Consider the following 22,230-nt stretch of genomic DNA (forward strand, 5'->3'; position numbering starts at 1 on the left):
CTCGGTTCTCCTCTCAGCCGAGGAACAGCTGTCGGCGGGCAGCGGACGCCTCGAACGCCTCGAGCCGGCGCTGGGTGTCGGCCGGTGCGGCGTCGCAGATCGCCTGGAGCAGCACCATGGCCAGGGTCATCGGGGCGGTGTGCAGGTCGAAGACGAGGTCGGTGCCGACCGTGGCGGGCAGCACCACGTCGGCGTGCTCGGTGGCCGGGCTGACCGGCGAGTCGGTGATCGCCACGACGGCGAGCCCGGCGGCCCGGGCCTCGCGCAGCGCGTCCAGGGTCTCCCGGGGATAGCGGGGGAGCACGAACGCGAGCAGGGCGCTGGCCCCGGCCTCGGCGGCCTGCTCCAGGCGGTCGGTGAGCAGGCTGCCGCCGTCGTCGAGCACCCGGACGTCCGGCAGAACCTTCGCGGCGAAGTAGGCGAAGTACGCGGCCAGCGGCGCGGCGGCGCGCAGGCCGAGCACCGGCAGCGGCCGGCTGGCGGCGAGCAGCTCGCCGGTTCCGGCGATCCGGTCGCGGTCGGCGAGTTGGGCGGCGAGCCGGTCCAGGTTGCCGGCCTCGGCGCGTACCGCCTGCTGGAGTTCGTTGCCAGCGTCGGTCGGGCCGTCCGGCGTGCCGGCGGCCAGCTCGCGCAGCCGGCGGCGCAGCGCGGGGTAGCCGTCGTGGCCGAGCGCGACGGCGAACCGGGTGACGGACGGCTGGCTGACCCCGGCCAGCTCGGCCACCTCGGCCGCGGAGAGGTACGCCACGGCCGGCGCGTGCTGCACCAGGCAGTGCGCGATCCGGCGTTGGGTGGGGGTGAGCCGGACCCCGTGGAACAGGTCGAGCACGCGCTGGGTGGGCGCCGCGACAGCTCCGTCATTCACACGGGGACTCTATGCATGAAAACTTTCAGGAAGCAAGACGTGCGCGCGGCGGCACCTTCCACCGACCTGTCGTTCGGCCGACCGGTGGGCAGCTCCGCTCGCTCCGGCTCTGTAGGATCCGCAAGGCGGTTGAGCTAAGGAGTGGCATGCAGCCCGAGAGCCCATACAGGTACACCCACATGCTGGGCGCGTGTCAGGTCGGCAAGGCCTGGGCCGCGGTGGATGGGCAGGGGCGGTTCGCGACCGTGGCCGTGTTGGACGGGGTCGCGGCCTCCGACCCACGCTGGCGGGAGGCCTTCGCCAGCGCCGCGAACACCCTGGCCCACGCCGAGGGCGGGCACCCCTACGCGGGCGCCGACTTCGCGGCGGCCCACCCCTGGGTGGCCTACACGGCCGAGGAGGGGCACGCGCCGCAGCGTCTCTTCCAGAGCCTCGGCCTCGACTACCAGCCGGCCCCCGACCTGCCGACCTCGGCGCCGCCCGCGTCGGCGCCACCGGTGTCCGGCGTGCCGCAGCAGGTCAGCGGGCCACCGACCCCGGTCTCCGGCGCGCCCGAGCTGGTGTCCGACAAGCCGCAGCTCCCGTGGGCGATGCACGCGTCGTCGGTCTCCGGCCAGCCGGGGCCGGCCGCCACGCAGCCGATCTCCGGCGCACCGGCCTCGCCCGCGGCGCCGGCGCCCCGGCCGGTCTCCGCCGCCCCGCAGTCCCCGGCGCACTCCGCTCCGGCCGACCCCGTGCCGGCGTACGATCCATTCTCCTCGGGAGGCCGGCGGATCACCCCGGTGCGGCCGGAGCCGAAGCGGCGCGACTGGATCTGGGTCGCTGCCGCGCTTGTGCTCACCCTGGTGGGCGGCACCGCGGGTTTCTTCATCGGCCGGGGCAGCGGCTCGGAGGCCTCCCCGTCGCCGTCCGCCAGCGCCCCGCTCCCGCCTTACGAGGCGACGCAACTGTCCATCAACAAGGCGAAGCTCGGCGGCCAACTGGCGCCCCTGGCCGATCCCTGGCTGGCCCGGATCGGCGGCTGCGTGGCCTACAACGAGCCCGGCGCGCCCAAGCTGCCGTCCGACGAGAAGCAGCACGTGTTCTGCCACTACGGGGGAGCCTGGCTGCATTTCGCCCTCTATCCCGGCAGGAAACAGAAGGACACGGCGCGCTCGTACCGTCAGCAGCTCAACCTGGCCGGCGGTTCCCTGGCGCCGGGGCTCCGCGAGGCGAGTCGGACGACGGGCGGCGTGACCGGCGCGGCCGGCAGCTACGTCGAGTACGCCTTCGAGGGCGAGGACGGCAAGCCGATCTGCGGTGTCTGGTGGGACCGGGACGACATCGAAGGGGCGTTCTACATCGAGACGCTCTGCGAGGACGGCATCGCCGGCAACTGGGACGCGCTGCGGGATCTGTGGAGCCGCGGCAGCTGACGCCCACGCCCACACCGCGGCCGTGCCGCGGCGTGGGCGGGCCTCAGCCCTTGCTGATCAACGTTATCGGCTCCACGCCGTCGGTGACCTGCTCGACCCGGTAGTCGGCGAGCGCCGCTCGCCAGGCGTCCACCTCCTCGCCGACCACGTGCGAGCGGATCAGCCAGACGCGCGCGCCGGCGCCGCGCCGCGCCGCCAGTTCCAGCGCGTGGCTGAGCCCGCCGCGGATCGCCACGGTGTCCCGGCCGGAGACCACGACGACGTCGGACCGGGTGGGCATCTCGACCCACCAGCCCACCGTGTTGCCATAGGGCGCGACCAGCTCGATGGGGTCGCCCTCGGAGTAGAACGCGAAGCCGTACCAGGCGGCGCTGTTCATGACGATCACGTCGTTCGGCGCGCGGTGGGTGGCCACGTACCTGGTCGCCGACCGGATGTCCGTCACCGCGACGGCCGTGTAGTAAAGCCCCGACGTGTTGCCGTCGAACCGGTACCAGCGGTTGTTTCCGAGCGCGAAGGCGCCGAGCAGGACCGCGCACAGCGCCGCCGCCACGACGGTGGGCCGTGCGCGAAGCCGGCGGCCGGTGAGCGTGGCGGCGAGATCCGCCAGGCCGGCGACCCCGATGCCGGCCACGGCCGCCGCCGTGACGAGCAGGAAATGCGAGGTACGCAGTTCCAGCAGCGGATAGACCCCCATGACCCCCAGGATCACCGCGACCGCCGGCAGCAGGCTCACCGCGATCATCGTGGCGCGCCGGTCCCGCTTGGTGAGGGTCACCGCGCCGGCGACGAGGAGGCCGGCAACGACCGGCGTGGGCGCACCGATCAACGGGGTCAGGGTCTCCATCTGCCGTCCGAGGTACGCGGGCAGTTCGGTCAGCGAGGGAAAGCTGCCGGCCCAGTACTGCTGCATCGCCTCGTTGCGACCGCGCGCGGAGATGCCGAAGTAGACGGCTGCGATGATCAGCGCCGCGTTGACCGCGGCCAGGGCCACCTCGACGAGTCGCTGCCACTGCCGCTGGATGGCCGTCGTGAGCAGGAGCGCGCCGAACACACAGGGAGCGACGATCGCGGTCACGTGACTGACGAGCATCCCCACGGCGACCACCGCGGTGATCGCGCCCAGTCGCCTCCGGGACCAGCGCTGTTCGGTCCAGGAGAGCAGGACGAGCAGGCCCACCGCGACGGCGGCGTCGGCGGTGTACTGCTTGAGGTCGTGGCGAACCTGCTGGGCGGGTAGGAGGAGGACGGCGACCGCGCAGGCGCCGCCCGCCACGACGCCCCGGCCCGGCGTCGGCCACCTCAGCGACCGGCCGAACGCGTACGCTGCCACGACCGCGAGTCCGTGGAACACGAGCGGCACCACCCGCAGGTAGTCCGTATCGGGGACGAGCCGCAGCAGGAAGCTCCATCCGAGCGGGCTCGACGACGTGGTCACCGGCAGGTCGCCGAGCGGGAGCCGTACCGAGAGCGCGACCCAGGCCTCGTCGAGCCAGTACGGCGCAGTGAGCACATTCTTGACGTCGTGTACGACAGGAATGAGTTCCAGCAGAACGAGGATGACGATGATGTCCTGCAGGACGGGGTGGGGCCGCTTCGCTCCTGCGGCATCTGCGTCGGTTCTGCCAACGTCCGCTGGTTCGAGCTGTGCAACCACGCAGATCCCAATCCCGACTGCCGACCGGCCGGGCGTCACCCTAACGCACGGCCGAACGATGTCGACAGGGCCCGGAATCGGTGCCCGGATTGGCGCCGGCATTTCACCTGATCCGCCCGACCTGAGTGGTTACGGGGTGGAGACCCGCGGCCGATAGGTAGGGGCTGATACGTACGATCGCACGGTGCGAGTGTTGACTCACGGGATCCGGGGCGTCGCAGGCCCGGTGCGCTTCCTCGGCGCGGGCCTTGTCGTGTTGGCGGCCGGGTTCCTGTTGGCGGGGAGGTGGGACCTCGCACTCGCGGTGCTGGTCGGCGGACTTCTGGGATGGGCGTTGTGGGAGCCTGCCCGGATCACGTGGGCGATATTCGTCGTTGCGTTCGTGATTCCGGTGACCATCGATTTCGGTTATCCCACGAATCCGTCGTACACCCTGCTGTTGGTCCTCTTTGTCCTCGCCGTCTGGGGGCGTGTGCTCCGCGCGGAACGGGACGGGTGGCATCCGCGGCTGATGGCAGCGGTGGTCCTGCTTCCGCTCTGCGCGGTGCTGGCCGGCCTCGTGCACTGGCACGGGATCAAGCCGGTGGTCGTCGGTGTCGCGCCCCTCCTGTGTTTCGGCGTGGTGGCGTGGCACCTCGTCGAGGAGGCACGTCGCGATTCCCGGCTCATCATTCGAATCGCCGAGGCGTTCACCTGGTTCAGCGTCGCCGTTGCCGTTTTCGCCAAGTACCAGACCCTGTCCCGCACCTGGCCGATCTTCGATCAGCTCGCGTACGACTGGACCTACACCTCCGCATTCGACGCGACCCGCGCCGTCGGTATCTCGGGACATCCCATCATCTACGGCACGTTCGCCATGGCCATGGCGCTCGTCGCGCTGACCATCCGGGGCCGGCTCTGGTACGTGCCCTTCACGGCCAACCTGGTGGGATTGGTGCTCTCGGGTACGCGAAGCGCGTGGGTCGGCATGGTTCTGGCCCTTGCGCTGTGGCTGTTCTTCACCTGGCGCAGGGTCTCCTGGCGCGGAATCGGCAGCGCGATTGCCATCGCCGCGGTCACCCTCGTGGGAGTGGCGGTCGATTCGCCGGCCTTCCGCCCCGCGCCCGCCCCGGCGGTGTGGGTCGCGCCGCCGGCCGCCCCCTCGGTCGCCCCCGCCGCGCCGACGTCCGCTGCGGCCCCGACGTCCGCTGCGGCGCCGACGTCCGCTGCCGCCCCGACCTCCGCCGCCGCACCGACCTCCGCGTCGGCGCCCACGTCCGCTGCCGCACCGACCGCCGCGGTTCCCGCCCCCACGTCCGTCGCCCCCGCACCCTCGAGCGGGGGGAGGCTCTCCGACCCCATGGACTCGGCCAGCGCAGACGCACGCTTCACCCGTATCAGCGTCGTCTGGGACGGCATCACACAAGACTGGTCCACCATCGTCTTCGGTAACGGGCCGGAATCCAACGTGCGCTACCTGGAGAACATCGGCATCGGCGACGGCGAGGCGCAGGTCTTCGACAACACGTACCTGACCTTCTGGTACAACTACGGGCTGGTCGGGCTGGCCGGCCTGCTGCTGCTCCTGGCCGTCGCGTACCGGCGTCTGCGCTCCCTGCCCGCCCGTCTGCTGATCGTGGGGTTCACCGCCCAGGTCTTCTTCTTCGACGTGTGGTTGTGGCTGGGGGCGGTGGCCGTCTTCCTGCTGGCTGTCGGGTTGGGTGCCGCGGGCGACCCGTCGTCGGCGGCCCGGCCGCCACGGCAACTCGTGCCGCCACCGTGGGGCGCCCGACCGGCAGGGAACACCACCGAGGGGGTGCCCCTGCCGGTCGCGGGTACGACGATCGGCGGTGTGCCTCCGCGCGGACCGCTCGGCTGAGCTACCGCCGGGGTTCGGCCACGTCGGCCGCGGGCGCGTGCGACACCGACGAGCCGATCAGCCGTGCGGCCTCACGGTGCCGTCGCGAGGCCGGAGGCAGCCCGATCAGGAACTCGGGGAACATGCCGAAGAAGGTCCGGGCGCTCTGCAACTCCAGGGTGTGCGCCTTGGACCACCGGAAGGTGTTCGTGGCCCGCCCCCAGTGGTGGGTCCACTGGACGTCACCCAGCAACGCGACGGGCAGGCCGTGACGCCACGCGCGCAACCCGAGCTCGTGGTCCTCGTAGTAGAGGAAGAACTCCTCGTTCCACCCGCCGATCTCGACGAGGTCCCGGGTGCGGCCGGCGACCGCGGCGCCCATGAGCCAGGCGACGTAGAACACCTCGCCGGGTTTTGCCACCATCCGGTACGAGGCGTGGAGGCGGGACAGCGGCCAGATCTTCCGATTGCCCAACTTCGCCGTGGCGTAGGGGAAGCCACGGCCGTTGGGCTGCGGGACTCCCTCCGACGACAGCAGTTGCGGAGCGACCAGGCCGCCGTGCGCGTCGAGGTGCCGCTTGAGCACGTCGAGGCCGTCCGGGCGGATCTCCAGGTCGGGGTTCGCGAAGAGGAGGTACTCGCCCGCGGCCTCCCGTACGCCCACGTTGTTGGCCTTGGCGAAGCCGACGTTCTCGTCCAGCCGGATGACGCGGGCGCCCAGTTCCTCGGCGACCGCGGCGGAGTCGTCGGCCGAGCGGTTGTCCACGACGATCCACTCGTACGGCTTCTCCGCTCCCCGCCAGCACCGGCGCAGCGTGTCCGCCGAGTTGTAGGTGACCGTCACGACACTCCAGGGGTGTCCTGCCATCAGGCTCTCCGACCTTTCAGGTAGCCGAACAGGGATGCGAAGCCGAACCTCTCGCCCTTCCACTGCCGCCGGGCGGCCGGCCCGTCGAGCAGCCCACGGCCCACACCGCGCAGGAATGGTCGGAGCAGGCCCTGACGGACGCGCCGTGCCGCGAGCGCGAGGTGCGCCAGCGCGAGGACCGGTATCGCGACGACCATCAGCGGCCAGGTGAAGGTGCGGGCCGCGACCAGGAGCCGATTGCGGGCCAGGAGGAACGCCCGGAATCCCTGGAGCTTGTTGTCGCCCTCCACGCTGTGGCCGCCGGCGTGCGGGAGCACGAGGTCCAGGCCGCGGGTACGCAGGCCCGCGGCGTACAGCCGGAAGGCGAGGTCGGCGTCCTCGCCCCAGGCGAACAGGTGCTCGTAGAAGCCCCCGAACCGGTGGAACAACCCGGTCGGAAAGACGGCCGCGCCGCCCGACGGCCCGAGGGGTCCCCGCGACGCCGTGGCCGACCGGTCGATGAAGAGCGAGATCGGATTCAGGTCGATGCCCACGTACCGGCCGCCGTGCATGGCGAGGCCCACCGCGACGGGGGTGTCGGGGTCCTCGGTGACGGCGGCGTGGATGCGCGCCAGCGCGTCGTCGGGCAGCCAGACGTCCGGGTTCAGCAGGAAGACGTGGCTCGTCGTCGCGGCGCCGACCGCCCGGTTGCAGCCTGCGGCGAACCCCGGGTTCGACGCGTCGGGGAGGTACGTGTACCGGTCGTCGTCGAGGAGACCGGCGATGACCTTCTCGCATCCGTCCTCGGGCCAGTTGTCGGCGAAGACGAACCGCACCGGGAGCCCGGCGGCGCTGCGTACCCAGGTGGGAAGCGTCTCGGCGAGCATGTCGGCCGATCGGTAGAGCACCGTGACGATCGTCAGTTCTTCCGCCACTCGGGCACCGCCTTCATCCGTTCGCCGATCAGGTGACGTGCGGGCACTCGCGGCCACGACGCTCCGGTCACAGCAGCGACCGGTAGAGGTTCTGCCAGCGCGCCACGCAGCGGTCGAACGCGTACTCCTCGGCGTACCACTCGGCCACGCGCTGTCGCTCGTCCGTGGAGTCGGCGCGGCCGAGCGCCTCCCGGATCGCGGCAGCCAACGCGGTGGGTGTGGGGTCCGACCGGAAGGCGAGGGCGCCGTCGGCGTGCCGCGTGACCTCGGCGAGGCCGCCGGCCCCGGTGTGCACCACGGGCACCCCGAGGGACAACGCCTCCAGCGCGCTGAGCCCGAAGGACTCCACCCTGGACGGGACCAGGAGGCAGTCGATCCGCTGCAGGAAGTCCGCCGCGTCGACCCGGCCGACGAGTTCGAGGTTCGGTCGGGCGGCGATCGGCAGCGCACCGGCGCCGGCGACCCGGAAGTCGGCCTCCGGCAGGTGCGCGGCGATCTCGGCCAGCAGGTCGGCGCCCTTCTCCTTCTCCAGTCGGCCGAGGTAGCCGACGACCGGCCGGCGCCCGGGCGTCGGTGTGCCCGCGGGCTTCGGGTCGGGCCAGGTCGCTGGCAGCGGATTCGGGATGAGGTGAACGTTCTTGACACGGCCGCGGTCCCGCAGCTCGGCGGCCTCGAACTCGGACACGGCGACCGTGGCGTGCGGCCGGAGGCGGCGCATGGCCAGATCGAGCGTGATGTTGGCCTGCACGGTGGCCTTCTGCGGCAGCGATTCGGCGGTGTCCCGGTACTGCCAGAGGCTGTTGTGCAGGCTCACCACGAGCGGCGTCCGCTGACGCTCTACGCTCAGCGCGGCCCGCGAGTGCATCGCGGCCGACAGCAGGTGTGCGCAGACCACGTCCGGCTTGACCTCACGGACGAGGCGGCGGATCTCCCGTGCGTAGGTCAGGTCGATCCGGCTGGCCGCACTGAGCGGGATCCAGGGCACGCCGGCCTCCCGCAGGGCCCTGCCCACCTCGTCGTCGGAGGTGGCGGCGAGCACGTCGACGCCGGTGCGGGCATGGGCGGGGATGAGTTCGGTGAGGATCCGTTCGGCGCCGCCGAGTTGCCGCCGGCCGGAGCCTCCCGTGGTGCAGACGAACAGCACCTTCACGAGGCACGCAGCCCCTCGACGGCGCCCCGCGCGATCGCGCGACGTACCGGGTCGGGGCCGACTGCCGCCCGGAGCAGCACGCCGCAGACGTACGCCGTGGCGGCGACGTGACCGCGGCGTCCACCCATGTCCCGGCTCGCCCGGATGAACTCCCGGGTGCGCCGCCGCGAGATCTCCGCCTCGGACCAGCGGCGCTTGGCCGTCGCGTCGTCCTCGTGCATGATCACGGCCTCCGGCACGTACGCCAGCCGCAAACCGTGCTGGCGCACCGCCCAGCAGAGCCGCATGTCCTCTGAGTAGAAGAAGGACGTCTCGTCGACCCCGCCGATGGCGTCGAAGGTGCTGCGACGCAGGGCGACGAAGGGTCCCGTCAGCCAGTCCGCGTCCGCCGGCGGCGCGACGATGCGCAGGCGCGGCATGACCAGGCTCAGCCCGGTGGCGTGGGCGAGCCCGACCCGCATGGTCAGGAAGCGTCCGCCCTCCGTCTGCTGGACGCCCGTCGGAGTCACCACGGCCGGGAAGGCCGCACCCACCCCGGGGTCGTCGAGGGCGGCCAGCAGGCGGGCCACGGCGCCGTCGTGCACGATGATGTCGTTGTTGGACAGGATGACGTTCGCCCTGCTCGTGTGGCGCACGCCGAGGTTCATTCCCCGGGCGTACCCCAGGTTCGAGCCGGACTGGACGTACGTGACGCCCTGCTGGGCGCAGAACTCGCTGAGCGCCTGCCGGATGTGCTCCGAACTGCCGTTGTCGACGACGACGATCTCCGCCTCCGGCGGCATCGACAGGACGCACGCGCGGGTCCGCTCGAAGTCCTCCCAGGCGAGGACGACAATTGAGACATCCATTTCAAACCGTCCCATGATCCGGCGGCTGCGCTCGTCGCAGGCTCGCTCTCGACGCGAAGGCGTGTACGGCGTAGGCGAGCGAGGAGGCGACAGCCGCTCCGATCGCGCCGGCCCACGGAATGATCCCGAAGTACGCCGGTATCGCGACTACCAAGGTGATGATGGCGACGACCGTGGTCGCCTTCTCGCCCCGCCTCTTCAACAGGAGGGCGCTCCAGCTCTTGCCGGCGGCCGTGGCCAGCGAGCCGGGCAGGAGAACGAGACCGAGGATCCACGCGTGCCGGTACTCCGGCTGGAGGAAGCCCAACACGGCGAGGCCGACGACGGCGGCCACGGCGATCGGCAGGGCGGCCTTCACCACGGCTCGCGTCGGGTCGCGGCCATCCGACCCCTTCCGGTCGGCGAGGATCCGCTGCGCGGCGACCACGGCGCCGGCCTGGGCGAACTCCAACGCCGCGACCGCCAGCGCGTAGACGCCGAGGGGCCCGGCCCCAACGAACCGGGCCACCAGGATCTGGTTGAACCGCAGCGTCATCATCTGCGCGAAGATTCCGATGTGGAGGCTTCCGACCGCGAGCATGTCCGCCCGGTAGTCGGATCTCGTGGCCGTGGGCGCCGGCGGCGCGCCGACCCGCCGGACCAGCCCCAGCACCAGGCCGCACACGGCCAGCGCGCTGAGCCACTGCACCGCGAGCCAGACCTCGCTCCACAGGCCGCCGTCGAGATGCCCGGCGGCGTAGAGCGCCACGTAACCGCCGACCAGGACGGCCCCGCTCACCGCGCGCATCGCGTAGACGAGCCGGAAGCGGCCCTGGCGCAGGGCGATCGACGAGACGGTGTTGAAGACGGTCAGACCGGCGGCGGAACCCACGCCGATCAGGTGACTGCCGATGCCGGCGGCCGTGGTGAGCAGCGCGGCCGCGACGCCGGACAGGAGGATCGAGATCCCGAGGATCCCGAGGATCCACGTCCGGCCACGGGAGAAGATCCAGCCGGCCGGGCGGGACAGCAGGAACGTGTCCAGCGACAGACCGCCTACGGCCGCGCCGAGCGTCGCGCTCACCATGTTGGCCGACAGTTCACCGCGCTCCGCCGCGGGTAGCGTCACCGACACCACCGCGGCGAGGCCCGTGAGGCCGAGAGCGGCGATGTAGAGACGTTCGGGTGCGAGGAGCAGCCGGACGAGGTCCGGCGCCCGGCGCCCGGGAGGCCGGTCCGCGCCGAGGTCGGGGGACTCCTGGGCAGCGTCGACCAGCGAACCGCCTGTCACTCGTCTCCCCTAAACCGCGTGGCACCTGGACGGGTACGACGAGTTCCACGTCGCCGGCATGTTCTACCCGAACGAGTTTCGACCCGCAAACGCCTGGCCGGCTCCCGCCGACGGACCGGCCGGTCAGGACGGGCGGCCCGGGTGGTCGAACCGGTCACCGACCGCCACCCCGGAACACCTCCGCGACGGTCCGGAGCACCACCTTGATGTCGAGCCAGAGCGACCAGTTCTCGATGTAGTAGTTGTCGAACCGCGCCCGGTCGGAGATGGGGGTGTCGCCGCGCAGGCCGCTGACCTGCGCGAGCCCGGTGAGGCCGACGGGCACCCGGTGACGCATGGCGTAGTGCGGGTACTCGGCCGAGAACTTCTCGACGAAGTAGGGACGCTCGGGTCGCGGCCCCACCACGCTCATGTCACCGCGCAGGATGTTCCAGAGCTGGGGAAGCTCGTCCAGCGACGTACGCCGCATGAAGCGGCCGACCGGCCCGACCCGCCGGTCGTGGGCGATGGACCAGTTCGTCTGCGACTCGTGCTCGTCGACCGGGCGCATCGAGCGGAACTTGATGACGTTGAACGACCTGCCGTACCGGCCGATCCGTTCCTGGTAGAAGAAGATGCCCCGACCGCCGTCGAGGAGGGTCGCGATCGCGCAGAGCAGGAGCACCGGGCTCAGGACGATCAACGCCACGGCGGCGAAGACCACGTCCGAGGCCCGCTTGATGGCCCACCGTGGGCCCGACAGCTTGGTGTCACCGATCTTGACGATGGGGATGGCGCCGATGTGGTCCGGATATCCGCCGAGGGACCGGGAGCCCCAGAGCCGCGGAACCGCCCAGAGGTCGCAACGTGAGCTGGCCGGCTGGAGCAGGATCTCCATGAGCGCGGACTCCGGGCAGTCCGGGTCGGCGATGACCAGCACGTCGCAATCCAGCATCGTGGTGAGCTTCTCGAGGTCGTCGAGGGTGCCGATGAGCGGAACCGACCCCACGCCCTGCCGCGACGGCGCGTCGACGCAGCCCACGAACCGCAGGCCGTACCGCGGGTAGCGGCGCAGGAGCCGGGCGAGTTCGACCCCCACCGGGCCGCTGCCGATCACGATGGCGTTGTGCTCCACCCACCGGCGCTTACGGGCCGAGTTCGCGAGCATCCGGCTGACGGCACGGCCGACGATCACCAACCCCGCCGAGATCGCGACACCGCGCATGAACCCGCCGACGTACGTCACCGAGTCGTGGCGCTCGGCCGCGATGATGGCCACCACGGCGGCGGACGCCAGCAGCCGCCCACCGATGCTCGGCAGCTCGTCGAGGATGCCGATGTGGCGGCGGGCCCGGTAGAGCCCGCCGGTGGTGAAGATGGCCACCGTGAGCGCCGCGTTGGCCAGCGTCCCGCGCCAGTAGTGCTGCGTGAGCAGCAACGGCGACAGGAGCGCGACGACATCGAAGGGCGCCGTCAGCATCCAGGATCGGAGCCAGCGTGTGCGCTTCGAGGCCCGGGAACTGGCGTACGGCAGGACCGCCGTCGTGTCGAGGCCGCTGCGCCTGTCGGCGACGACCGGCGGGTCGTCCGTCAGCCGCATCGACGGCAGCGCCGTGAGGATCCGCTCGTCGCCGGTGGGTTCGTGCTCTTCTCCTTCGTGTGCCGGTGCTTCGGCAAGGCGCGTGGCGGCCGCAGCCGGCTCACTTATCGCCGGTTGGCTCGACATGGATTGTCCTCCCCCGTGACAGCCCCAGCCGTGCATGCCGGCCTATGGGCGAACGCAGGATATGGCCACGTCTGCCGCCGTACCAGAGCCCGCGGCACAGTTCGGCCTCCTACTTTCCGGCAGCCAGGATCTCGGAGACCGCGTCACGGCGGACGGCGTCGAACAGGACCTTGGCCTTCGCCTTGTCGGCGATCACGACGCTCTCGTTCCCCATCTGGCCCGTTCCCTTCGTGGGGCAGGTGACGAACGTGAGGTTGCCGCTGCGCAGCCCGCGCATCTCCATCGCGAGGTCCACGAGGGACAGTGACTTGTCCACCGCCACGGCGTCCGCGGTGGCCTTCACGAACGAGTTCAGCTTGCCCGGGCTGGCCAGCGTGCCGCCGGACGCCGCCTTGTCGAGGATCGCTTTGATCACCTGCTGCTGGTGGCGGATGCGGGCGAAGTCGCCGTCGGCGAAGGCGTGCCGCTCACGCGCGTAGTCGAGCGCGGCGGCGCCGTTCATGGTCTGCGGGCCGGTGGGGAACGTGCGGCTGCCGTTGAGCGCGTACGCCGTGGTGAAGCCCTTCTCCACGTCGATGTTGACGCCGCCCAGGGCGTCGACGATCTCCTTGAAACCGGAGAAGTCCACCATCGTGACGTGGTCGACGCGGACGCCCGTGAACTCCTCCACGGCCTGCACCATCAGCGGAATGCCGCCCCACGCGTACGCTGCGTTGATCTTGGCGTCGCGGCCGCCCCGCCCCTCCTTGGACTTCGGCACGTGCACCCACGTGTCGCGGGGGATCGAGATGAGCTGGGCGCTCGACCGGTCGGCCGGCAGGTGGGCCAGGATGATGGTGTCGCTCCGGGAGCCGCCCGTGTTCTCCGGGTCGCGGGAGTCGCTGCCCAGGATCATGATGTTCATGGCGTCCTTGGCGACGACCTGTGGGCGGGACTCCTCCGGCACGCCGTCGAAGGCGTCGACCCGCTCGATCCCCGAGTTGATGGAGCGAACGTACAGGCCGCCGCCGATCAGACCGGCGCCCGCGAGCAGCACCACGACGACGAGACTGATGAGGAGGACCTTCCGCCACCGGCGACGCCGCGGAGGCGGCTGTTCCTCGGTGGCCGGCTCCTGCCCCGGCTGCCTCGGGAGGAACTGGGTCGCGGGCTCGGCGTGCTCCTGGCTCTGACGCATGGCGCGATGCTACTTATTCGCGTTTCGGTGCGCGTACCCTCGTCCGGTCGGCTCTGCGACACCGACCGGAGGCAGTTCTTTCACAGGCTGAAAGGCCGACGTATCGCCATCGGTCACCGTCTGCTGGTATGAAGTCACGGGTGGACGCAACGAAGCTCCGGCGGGCGATAGCCCGTACCCGGCTCGCCCCCGTCGCCGCGTTTCCCAAGCGGCTGGCCTCGGTGGCCCGTCACGACACCAAGGTGCTGCGGACCTCGGCCCGGTGGCTGGTCACCTCGCGGGAGCACCACAACTACACGTACGACCTGACCACGCTCAGCCGCCACCACCTGGCCTGGTTCGTGAGCGTCGTCTGCGACGTGCCGGTGACGCAGGTGCGCGGCCACCTCGCCGAGATCGAGTCGGACGACGGGCTGCGGCGGCACATCGAGCAGGCGACGGCGCGTGCGGCCCGGCGCGGCCTCGCCGACCGGCGCGTCCGCTACGCGCGGCGGATCGGCTGGTACGCGATCGTCCGCGCCACGCGCCCGACCCACGTCGTGGAGACCGGGGTGGACAAGGGCCTCGGCAGTTGCGTCCTGGCCTCGGCCCTGCTGCGCAACGCCGAGGAGGGGCATCCCGGCCGGCTCACTTCGCTGGACATCAACCCGGAGGCCGGTTACCTGGCCCGCTCCGCGCCCTGGTCGGAGGTGGTGGACCTGGTGATCGGCGACTCGATCGCCTCCATCGCGGCGCTGGACCGGCCGGTCGATTTGTTCCTGCACGACAGCGACCACAGTCGCGCCCACGAGAAGCGCGAGTTCGAGGCCGTGGAGCCCAAGCTCGCCCCGGGCGCGATCCTGCTCACCGACAACGTCACCGCCACGAACGTCCTCGCCGAGCACGCCGAACGCACCGGCCGCCGGTTCCTCGCCTACCGGGAGACGCCCGCCAACCACTGGTACCCGGGGGACGGCATCGGCGTGGCATGGTGAGCGGGTGCGGCTGAACGCGATCTCCACGTACCCCGTCAAGGGTTGTCACCGGCTCGACCACGACGGCGCGTCGGTGCAGCCGTGGGGCCTGGCCGGTGACCGGCGGTGGATGGTGGTGGACGCCGACGGCGTCGGCGTCACCCAGCGGGAGACGACCCGGCTCGTCGGCCTGCACGCCACACCCCGCGACGGTGGCCTGGTCCTGAGCGCCGAGGGGCGGCCCGACCTCGACGTGCCCGAGCCGGCTGGCGGCGAGCCGGTGCAGGTGCGGACGTTCCGCAGCCGAAAGGTGCCCGTGCCGGCGCTGCCCGCCGGGCCGGCCGCCGACGAGTGGCTCGGCGCGCTGCTCGGCCGGCCGGTCCGGCTGGTCTGGCTGGCCCGGCCCACGCGGCACCTCGGCGTCGACGAGCGGGAGCACGACACCGGCGACCAGGTCAGCTTCGCCGACGCCTACCCGTTGCTGCTGGCCAACGCCGCCTCGCTGACCGCCCTCGCCGACTGGCTGGTCGAGGCCGGCGAGGAACCCGTGCCGATGAGCCGGTTCCGTCCCAACCTGGTCGTCGAGGGGGCGCCGGCGTGGGCGGAGGACGGGTGGCAGGGCCGCCGGCTGCGCATCGGTGACGTGTGGTTCCGTGCCGCCGGGGCATGTGACCGCTGCGTGGTCACCACCACCGACCAGGAGACCGGGGTACGCGGCAGGGAGCCCCTGCGCACCCTGGGCCGGCACCGCAACATCCGGCAGAAGCTCCTCTTCGGACTGCACCTCGTCCCCGTCGGGACCGGGCGGCTGGCGGTCGGCGACCCGGTGAGCGTGAGCGACTGACGACGGCCCGGCCGCTGCGGCGCCCTACGTCCGCGCGTCACCCGTGGCCGGCGTGAGGTCCAGCCACATGAGGACCTCGTCCCGGTCGTCGCCGGGCGCCACCCGCAGCGCGCCGGGCAGCCGGCCGATCTCCCGGTAGCCGAGCCGCCGGTAGAAGTGGTCGAGCCCCAGCCCGTCCCGCAGGGTCACGTGCAGCGCGGCGAGACCGAGGTCGCGCGCGACGCGTTCGGCCTCGCGCATGAGCGCCAGCCCGTACCCCCGGCCCTGGGTGGCCGGGTGGACCATCACCCGCTTCAGCACGCACCAGTGCGTCTTGAGGCTGAACCGGTTGTCGGCGAAGACGAGCGCGGCCACGAGCCGCTGCCCCTCGTAGCCGAGCAGCAGCCGGTCCGGGCCGTCGGCGATCTCCGTGAACGTCGGGTCGGCGATGGTGCGGACGTCGTCCGCGGTCACGGGTGGCACGAAGCCGACCGCCCCGCCGGGCGTTGCTGACGTCCACCCAGAGCGCGACGATCTCGTCGCGTAGCCGAGGGGTGAGCTCGGGGTCGAGGACGAAGCGCAGGGTCACGACCGCCATCCTGGCCCGCCGTGCCGCGCGGGCACCCCCGATCGTGACGCGGGCGACAACCGCCGCTGGTGCGGGAGGGGGGATTCGAACCCCCACGTCCTTTCGGACAATAGGACCTAAACCTACCGCGGCTGCCGTTACGCCACTCCCGCGTGCGTTGCTGAGTCTAGAGCGCCCGTCCGAGGCGGTGGCGCGCCCGGCCCCGCAGCGTCAGTCGAGGCCGAGGTCGCGGCGGAGCTTGGCCACGTGCCCGGTGGCCTTGACGTTGTAGAGCGCCCGCTCGATCTTGCCGTCGGCGTCGATGACGAACGTCGAGCGGATCACGCCGGTGACCGTCTTGCCGTAGAGCTGCTTCTCGCCGTACGCGCCGTAGGCCGCGAGCACGGACTTGTCGGGGTCGGACACCAGCGGGAAGGTGATGGCGTCCCGCTCCCGGAACTTCGCGAGCTTCTCCGGCTTGTCCGGCGAGAGGCCGACCACCTCGTAGCCCGCCGCCTGGAGCGACGCGAGGGAGTCGCGGAAGTCGCACGCCTGCTTGGTGCAGCCGGGGGTCATGGCCGCCGGGTAGGCGTAGAGGATGACGCGGCGGCCGCGCAGGTCGGCCAGGGCGAGGGTGTCGCCGGTGTCGGTGGGGAGGGTGAAGTCGGGCGCGGGGTCACCGGGGGCGAGGCGGTCAGGCGCGGTCATGGCCCCGACCCTACCGCCGCCCGCCGACACGGGACGGACCCCGGCGCGCCGAACCGTCGTGATCAACACCATGGCTTGTTGCCAAGCCTTGGCAACAAAGAGGTACGGGAAATAGGCTGACCCCGCCGGCGCGGACGGGCCCGCCGACGCGTGGGAGGTCGCGTGGAAACCCTGGCGATGCACATCTCGAACGGGATCATCAACGGTCCCGTCGCCGCGGTCTTCGCGGCGCTCGCACTGGCCGCCCTGACCGTCTGCGTGCTGCGCGGCCGGCGCGACCTGGACGACCGGCTCGCACCGATGGCCGGCCTGGCGGCGGCGTTCATCTTCGCCGTCCAGATGCTCAACTTCCCGATCTTCACGGCCGGCGTGAGCGGTCACCTGCTCGGCGGCGCGCTCGCCGCGATGCTGGTCGGCCCGTGGGTCGGCGCGCTCTGCGTCGCGGTGGTGCTGGTCGTGCAGGCCCTGGTCTTCGGTGACGGCGGCGTGGCCATGCTCGGCCTCAACATCACCAACATGGCGTTGCTCGGCACGGCCGCCGCGTACCTGCTCATCGCGCTCCTACTGCGGGTGCTGCCGCGGACGCCCGCCGGCCTCGCGGTGACCGCCTTCGTCTCCGCCCTGCTCAGTGTGCTCGTCGCCTCGCAGGGCTTCGTGGTGCAGTACTGGCTGGGCGGCACCACGGACCTCGGCGGCAACCTGGCCGGCCTGGCCGGCACGATGGCCGGCGTCCACCTGCTGATCGGCATCGGCGAGGGTCTGATCACCGCGACCACGGTGGTCACCGTCGCGAAGGTGCGCCCCGATCTCGTCTACGCGCTGCGCGGGCTGCGTCGTCCCGCGGGCGCGCCCGCCGTTCCGGCCGTCGGAGGTGTCCGGTGAGCAAGCGTCCCTGGGCCTTCGTTCTCGGTGGCCTGCTGGTCGCCCTCGTACTCGCCGGCGTGGTGAGCAACTACGCCTCCTCCCACCCCGACGGGCTGGACTCGTCGCTGCTCAAGGGATGCACGGTCGACGCCGAGGACAACATCACCGGCGGCAACTGCCCGGCCCAGCAGGCCAAGGACCACGAGCTGGCGGACAGCCCGCTGGCCGACTACGGCGTACGCGGCGTCGACAACGCGTACCTCTCCACCGGCCTGTCCGGGGTGCTCGGCGTGCTGCTCACCTTCGCGGTGGGGGCCGGGGCGTTCTGGCTCCTCCGCCGGCGCCAGAACGGCGGCGCGGCGTCGGGCGGCGCGGCGGCGGGCGCCGAGGCCGCGCCGGCGGCGGATCGGGCGGCCCCCGCAGAGCCGTCCGCCCGGGGCTGACGACGGTGGGAGCCGGTCACGGGCACGTGCTGTACCGCGAGACCTCCTCGCCGGTGCACCGGCTGCCACCCGAGGTCAAGATCGTCGGAATGGTGGTCTTCACCGTGGCGGTGGTGGCCACCCCGCGCGAGGCGTTCTGGGCCTTCGGCGCGTACGCCCTTCTGGTCGCGGCCGTCGCGGCGCTGGCGCGGGTGGGCGCGCGGTGGCTGCTCAGCCGTGCGTTGATCGAGCTGCCGTTCGTGCTCTTCGCGCTCGCGCTGCCGTTCCTCGGGGCGGGGGAGCGGGTCGCGGTGGCCGGGCTGCACCTCTCGGTCGACGGGCTCTACGGCAGCTGGAACATCCTGGCCAAGGGGACCCTCGGGGTCCTCGCCTCGCTGCTGCTCGCCGCGACGACCACGACCCGCGACCTCATCCTCGGCCTGGACCGGCTGCGCTGCCCGCAGATGCTCACCCAGATCGCCACGTTCATGCTGCGCTACCTCGACGTGCTCGTCGGCGAGGCCCGGCGGATGCGGGTGGCCCGGGTCTCCCGGGGCGACGACCCGCGTTTCCTCTGGCAACTGCGGGGCTTCGCGGCCGGCGTGGGCGCGCTCTTCCTGCGCGCCTTCGAGCGGGGCGAGCGGGTCTACCTCGCGATGCTCTCCCGTGGCTATACCGGCCGGATGCCGGCCACGTGGCAGGGCGCGGGCGCGGCCACCTCCGGGCAGTGGCTGGTCGCGGCCACCGTGCCCGTGGCGGCCGCCGCCGTCGCCGCCACGGCGGTCGTCCTGACATGATCGGGTACGTGCAGCCGACAACACCCAGCCTGGACGTCCGGGGCGTCCGCTACGCGTACCCGGACGGGCACGTGGCCCTGCACGGGGTGGACCTCACCGTGCCGCGCGGTGAGCGGGTCGCCCTGCTCGGCCCGAACGGCGCCGGCAAGACCACGCTGGTGCTGCACCTCAACGGCATCCTCACGCCCACCGAGGGGAGCGTGAGCGTCGGTGGTCTGACCGTCGCGCCGGACCGGGCCACGCTGGCCGAGGTGCGGCGGCGGGTCGGCATCGTCTTCCAGGACCCCGACGACCAGCTCTTCCTGCCCACGGTCGCCGAGGACGTGGCGTTCGGCCCGGCGAACCTGGGGCTGCGGGGGGCGGAGCTGGCCGCGCGCGTCGACGAGGCGCTCACCGCCGTCGGGATGGCCGAGCACCGGGACCGGGCCCCGCACCACCTCTCGTTCGGGCAGCGCCGCCGGGTGGCGGTGGCCACCGTGCTCGCCATGCGTCCGGAGATCCTGGTCCTCGACGAGCCGTCGTCGAATCTCGACCCGGCCGCCCGGCGCGAGCTGGCCGGGATCCTCCGCGACCTGCCGGTGACGATGCTCATGGTGACCCACGACCTGCCGTACGCCGCCGAGCTGTGCGACCGCTCGGTGATCCTCGACGGCGGCCGGATCGTGGCCGACGCCCCCACCGGCGACCTGCTCGCCGACGCCGACCTGCTGGCCCGGCACCGTCTGGAACTGCCCTACGGCTTCGACCCCCGCGCCGCCGCCCGCCGCTGACCCGCGCTCCGGGATCCTCCGGCACCCCTCGGCTTCGCGATCGTGCGGTTTCGGCCCCGGATCGTGGGCGCCGGGGGTTGATCCGCGCAACTTCTCGGAAGTTGTGCCCTCCCGGGCTGCCGGACCCGACAACATCCCTGATGTTGCGCAGATCTTGGGCGGCGGTCGGCGGGCGGGCAGCGCGAGCTGCGCCACGGCCGACGTGCCGAACGGCCCGACCGGGGCCGTCACTACGGATCGCGGGTCAGGAGGGGGTCGGGGAGGGAGCCCGGGTTGGGGTGGGGCGTGGTGTGGCGGGGGTGCGGGCGGCGTGCAGGCGCAGGGCGCCGGCCGCGAGGGCGCCCGCGCCGGCGACCAGGACGAGCGCGACCAGCACCCGGGCCCACGTCGCGGGCCACGGCACCGGAGCCACCGCCCGCGCGAAGACCGCCGCGTTGGCCACCCCGCCGAACAGCGCCAGGCAGGCGCCGGCCAGCGCCACGGTGAAGTCGGCGGCCGGCCGGCGGGCCAGCGCGTACGCACCGGCCGCGATCGCCCCGAAGCCGGTGAGCAGCGTCCAGAGCTGCCCGGTCAGCAGCCCGAGCAGCAACCCGCCGACGCCCTGCGCCCCGGCGTCCAGTTCCCGGCCCACGGTGTACGCGACGGCGGCCAGCCCGCCAGCGGCCAGCAGCCCGCCCAGACCGGCGAGCGACCGGGCGCCGGGCGCGGAACCGGCCGGCAGCAGCCCGAGCGCGCCGACCGCGAGCAGGCCGACGATCGTGACCGCCCACCAGGTGTACGCGTCCGGCGGCGGCACCCAGTCCAGCGTGCCGCGGATCTCCAGGGGCTCGGAGCCGTCGCGCAGCGGCACCGCCCAGTCCCGGACCCGGTGCTCCCGGTCCGGGGCGGTCCGGGTCACGGCCGGCGGAGCGGACTCGCGGTACAGCGCGCGCTGGTCGTGCCAGCGCACGCTCGGCCCGTCGGCCACCCGCCGCCACGACGGCGCGGCGGCCGGGTCGGCGTCCGCGGGGAGCGTGGTGTCCCCGGCGATCGTCCGGTTGAGGTACGTGGCGGGGGAGCGGACGTTCTCGTACACGCCCTCCGGACCGACCCGCAGGTACGGCTCACCGGAGTAGCCGATCACCTCGACCGCCCGCCCCGTGCGGTTGGTCAGCTCAAGCCGCGCGCCGGCCTCCACCGTCCGGACCTCGAGGCCGTCACGCGCCGGGGTGACGCCGGTGACCGTGGTGCGGTAGTCGGTGCCGTCGGGGGCGTCCGCGCCGTGGGCGGCGGCGGGTGCGGCGGTCGCGACCGTCGCGGCGAGCGCGGCGGCGGCCACCAGCCCCGCGCGCGTCAGCAGGGCGCGGATCACTTGCCGGCCGCCGCCACGGCAGCCCGGATCCCCTCCGGGCTGCGGTCGGCGAGCTGCTGCCCGTCGACGATGACCGTGGGCGTGCCGGTGACGTTGTTCCGGCTGGCCTGGTCGGTGACGTGCTCGGTCCACGGCTTGAAGGTGCCCTTCCGTACGCAGGAGCCGAAGCTGTCCCGGTTCAGCCCGACCCCGGCGCCGATGTCGATCAGCTTGTCGTCGGTGAGCCCCGCGCTGCCCTCCGGCGGCTGCTGGCCGTAGAGCGCCTTGGCGTAGTCGGCGAACTTGCCCTCCTCGGCGGCGCAGCCGGAGGCGGCGGACGAGCGGGTGGAGTACTCCGTGGTGGAGAAGCGGTTGAGGTACGCCACCGGGTGGTACACCGCCCGGATCTTGCCCTCGCTGATCAACTGGTCGACGGTGGCGCCGCTGGTGTCCTGGAACTGCTTGCAGACGGGGCAGAGGAAGTCCTCGTAGATGTCCACGGTCACCGGGCCGGACCCGACCACCACGCCGGTGCCGCCCTCGGCCGACCCGGCGGGGGCCGTGAAGTCGGTCGCCCGCTGGCTGGACCACACGCTCCAGCCGATGAGCCCGGCGATGACGAGGACGGCCACGGCGGCCACCGAGACCCAGAGGGTGCGCTTGCGGCGCCGTTCCCGCGCCAACTGCTGCCGGACCACGCGGCCGGCCGTGCCCTTCTGCCCCTTGCGCCTACTCATCCTCGTCCTCCACGACGGGCTCGCCCGTCAGCCAGCCGTCCACCGAGACGGGCGTACGGGGCCAGATCAGCAGGAACCCCGCCAACACCAGGAAACCCAGGTCCCGGAGGATCTCCGGGAGGTAGCTCGGCGCCTGCCCCTCGGCGAGCTGCCCGCCGCTGCCGAAGCACCCGCAGTCGATCGAGAGCCCCCGCGCCCACGCGGAGGCGATCCCGGCGATGAAGACCACGAGCAGCAGCGCGGACACACCCGCCGTGAGCCGGGTCGCGAGGCCGACGAGCAGGAGTACGCCCAGCGCCAGCTCGACGAACGGCAGCGCGGCGCCGACCACGGTCGACACGTCGTACGGCAGGATCTGGTACGCGTTCACGGCGCGGCCGGAGGCGGCCAGGTCGTCGACCTTGGACGCGCCGGCGAGCAGCCAGACGGCGGCCAGGCCGAGTCGGGCGGCTGTGCCGAGCCAGGGTCGGACGGCGGGCCATCGCGCCGCCGGGGTGGTCCTCGGTGCTGTCACGATCATTAGTCGTCGCGCCTCCGCCGGAAGTTCCGCCC

At 72.5% G+C, this 22,230-nt stretch carries 21 protein-coding genes, 1 tRNA gene and 1 pseudogene; 8 read left to right on the forward strand and 15 right to left on the reverse strand.

Annotated elements, in window-relative coordinates:
• Positions 1-13 precede the first annotated feature (13 nt).
• Entirely contained in the window at positions 14-865 is an 852-nt protein-coding gene (locus tag ACSNOA_RS07405; RefSeq protein ID WP_436657185.1) for a MurR/RpiR family transcriptional regulator, read from the reverse strand.
• A 146-nt stretch (positions 866-1,011) separates the two neighbouring features.
• Between ACSNOA_RS07405 and ACSNOA_RS07410 the strand changes: the two genes are divergently transcribed.
• Positions 1,012-2,280: a hypothetical protein gene (locus tag ACSNOA_RS07410; RefSeq protein ID WP_436657186.1), complete on the forward strand. Its 1,269-nt coding sequence runs from the start codon at positions 1,012-1,014 to the stop codon at positions 2,278-2,280.
• A gap of 43 nt (positions 2,281-2,323) precedes the next feature.
• On the opposite strand, the gene ACSNOA_RS07415 is transcribed toward ACSNOA_RS07410, so the two are convergent.
• On the reverse strand, positions 2,324-3,793 hold the full coding sequence (locus ACSNOA_RS07415; protein WP_436657187.1) for a hypothetical protein: 1,470 nt from the start codon (positions 3,791-3,793) through the stop codon (positions 2,324-2,326).
• A gap of 370 nt (positions 3,794-4,163) precedes the next feature.
• Between ACSNOA_RS07415 and ACSNOA_RS07420 the strand changes: the two genes are divergently transcribed.
• On the forward strand, positions 4,164-5,795 hold the full coding sequence (locus ACSNOA_RS07420) for a hypothetical protein (protein ID WP_436657188.1): 1,632 nt from the start codon (positions 4,164-4,166) through the stop codon (positions 5,793-5,795).
• A 1-nt stretch (position 5,796) separates the two neighbouring features.
• On the opposite strand, the gene ACSNOA_RS07425 is transcribed toward ACSNOA_RS07420, so the two are convergent.
• The 7 genes from ACSNOA_RS07425 to ACSNOA_RS07455 all read right to left on the reverse strand — a co-directional run bounded on the left by ACSNOA_RS07425 (position 5,797) and on the right by ACSNOA_RS07455 (position 13,706).
• The gene (locus ACSNOA_RS07425; RefSeq protein ID WP_436657189.1) at positions 5,797-6,642 is read right to left on the reverse strand and encodes a glycosyltransferase family 2 protein; all 846 of its coding nucleotides are present in this window, start codon (positions 6,640-6,642) and stop codon (positions 5,797-5,799) included.
• Positions 6,642-7,556 (reverse strand): glycosyltransferase family 2 protein, encoded by a 915-nt coding sequence (locus ACSNOA_RS07430; protein WP_436657191.1) that lies wholly within the window; start codon positions 7,554-7,556, stop codon positions 6,642-6,644. The genes ACSNOA_RS07425 and ACSNOA_RS07430 overlap by 1 nt, the downstream gene beginning before the upstream one ends.
• 67 nt (positions 7,557-7,623) lie before the next feature.
• Positions 7,624-8,706, reverse strand: coding sequence for a glycosyltransferase family 4 protein (locus ACSNOA_RS07435; protein WP_436657192.1), 1,083 nt, complete (start codon positions 8,704-8,706; stop codon positions 7,624-7,626).
• Entirely contained in the window at positions 8,703-9,554 is an 852-nt protein-coding gene (locus ACSNOA_RS07440) for a glycosyltransferase (protein ID WP_436657193.1), read from the reverse strand. The genes ACSNOA_RS07435 and ACSNOA_RS07440 overlap by 4 nt, the downstream gene beginning before the upstream one ends.
• 1 nt (position 9,555) lies before the next feature.
• Positions 9,556-10,824: a lipopolysaccharide biosynthesis protein gene (locus ACSNOA_RS07445; protein WP_436657194.1), complete on the reverse strand. Its 1,269-nt coding sequence runs from the start codon at positions 10,822-10,824 to the stop codon at positions 9,556-9,558.
• Between the two features lie 154 nt (positions 10,825-10,978).
• Positions 10,979-12,283, reverse strand: a complete 1,305-nt coding sequence (locus ACSNOA_RS07450) for a sugar transferase (protein ID WP_436658340.1) — start codon at positions 12,281-12,283, stop codon at positions 10,979-10,981.
• A 355-nt stretch (positions 12,284-12,638) separates the two neighbouring features.
• Entirely contained in the window at positions 12,639-13,706 is a 1,068-nt protein-coding gene (locus tag ACSNOA_RS07455; RefSeq protein WP_436657195.1) for an LCP family protein, read from the reverse strand.
• Between the two features lie 140 nt (positions 13,707-13,846).
• On the opposite strand from ACSNOA_RS07455, the gene ACSNOA_RS07460 reads away from it, so the two are divergent.
• Together ACSNOA_RS07460 and ACSNOA_RS07465 are read left to right on the forward strand one after the other, a co-directional pair.
• Positions 13,847-14,680 (forward strand): class I SAM-dependent methyltransferase, encoded by an 834-nt coding sequence (locus ACSNOA_RS07460; RefSeq protein WP_436657196.1) that lies wholly within the window; start codon positions 13,847-13,849, stop codon positions 14,678-14,680.
• A 4-nt stretch (positions 14,681-14,684) separates the two neighbouring features.
• Positions 14,685-15,503: an MOSC domain-containing protein gene (locus ACSNOA_RS07465; protein ID WP_436657197.1), complete on the forward strand. Its 819-nt coding sequence runs from the start codon at positions 14,685-14,687 to the stop codon at positions 15,501-15,503.
• 24 nt (positions 15,504-15,527) lie between these two features.
• On the opposite strand, the pseudogene ACSNOA_RS07470 reads toward ACSNOA_RS07465, so the two are convergent.
• The 3 genes and pseudogenes from ACSNOA_RS07470 to bcp all read right to left on the reverse strand — a co-directional run bounded on the left by ACSNOA_RS07470 (position 15,528) and on the right by bcp (position 16,758).
• Positions 15,528-16,071 (reverse strand): annotated as a pseudogene (locus ACSNOA_RS07470) (N-acetyltransferase family protein).
• A 66-nt stretch (positions 16,072-16,137) separates the two neighbouring features.
• Positions 16,138-16,223 (reverse strand) — tRNA-Leu (locus tag ACSNOA_RS07475).
• 58 nt (positions 16,224-16,281) lie between these two features.
• Entirely contained in the window at positions 16,282-16,758 is a 477-nt protein-coding gene (bcp, locus tag ACSNOA_RS07480; protein WP_436657198.1) for a thioredoxin-dependent thiol peroxidase, read from the reverse strand.
• 162 nt (positions 16,759-16,920) lie between these two features.
• On the opposite strand from bcp, the gene ACSNOA_RS07485 reads away from it, so the two are divergent.
• The 4 genes from ACSNOA_RS07485 to ACSNOA_RS07500 are packed head-to-tail and all read left to right on the forward strand — an operon-like array spanning position 16,921 to position 19,611.
• Positions 16,921-17,640 carry an energy-coupling factor ABC transporter permease gene (locus ACSNOA_RS07485; RefSeq protein WP_436657199.1) on the forward strand — a complete coding sequence of 240 codons (720 nt, stop codon included), beginning with the start codon at positions 16,921-16,923 and terminating at the stop codon, positions 17,638-17,640.
• Positions 17,637-18,065: a PDGLE domain-containing protein gene (locus tag ACSNOA_RS07490; RefSeq protein WP_436657200.1), complete on the forward strand. Its 429-nt coding sequence runs from the start codon at positions 17,637-17,639 to the stop codon at positions 18,063-18,065. The genes ACSNOA_RS07485 and ACSNOA_RS07490 overlap by 4 nt, the downstream gene beginning before the upstream one ends.
• A 5-nt stretch (positions 18,066-18,070) precedes the next feature.
• Positions 18,071-18,841, forward strand: coding sequence for a cobalt ECF transporter T component CbiQ (gene cbiQ / locus ACSNOA_RS07495; RefSeq protein WP_436657201.1), 771 nt, complete (start codon positions 18,071-18,073; stop codon positions 18,839-18,841).
• On the forward strand, positions 18,838-19,611 hold the full coding sequence (locus tag ACSNOA_RS07500) for an energy-coupling factor ABC transporter ATP-binding protein (protein WP_436657202.1): 774 nt from the start codon (positions 18,838-18,840) through the stop codon (positions 19,609-19,611). The genes cbiQ and ACSNOA_RS07500 overlap by 4 nt, the downstream gene beginning before the upstream one ends.
• A 244-nt stretch (positions 19,612-19,855) precedes the next feature.
• Here the strand turns inward: ACSNOA_RS07500 and ACSNOA_RS07505 are convergent, their stop codons facing one another.
• From ACSNOA_RS07505 to ACSNOA_RS07515, 3 genes are read right to left on the reverse strand one after another with little or no spacing between them, the layout of a single operon-like run.
• Entirely contained in the window at positions 19,856-20,962 is a 1,107-nt protein-coding gene (locus ACSNOA_RS07505; RefSeq protein WP_436657203.1) for a hypothetical protein, read from the reverse strand.
• Positions 20,959-21,678: a DsbA family protein gene (locus ACSNOA_RS07510; RefSeq protein ID WP_436657204.1), complete on the reverse strand. Its 720-nt coding sequence runs from the start codon at positions 21,676-21,678 to the stop codon at positions 20,959-20,961. The genes ACSNOA_RS07505 and ACSNOA_RS07510 overlap by 4 nt, the downstream gene beginning before the upstream one ends.
• Positions 21,671-22,192, reverse strand: coding sequence for a MauE/DoxX family redox-associated membrane protein (locus tag ACSNOA_RS07515; protein ID WP_436657205.1), 522 nt, complete (start codon positions 22,190-22,192; stop codon positions 21,671-21,673). The genes ACSNOA_RS07510 and ACSNOA_RS07515 overlap by 8 nt, the downstream gene beginning before the upstream one ends.
• Between the last annotated feature and the right edge of the window lie 38 nt (positions 22,193-22,230).

The organism is Micromonospora sp. URMC 103, from assembly GCF_051386435.1.
Classification (GTDB): domain Bacteria; phylum Actinomycetota; class Actinomycetes; order Mycobacteriales; family Micromonosporaceae; genus Micromonospora.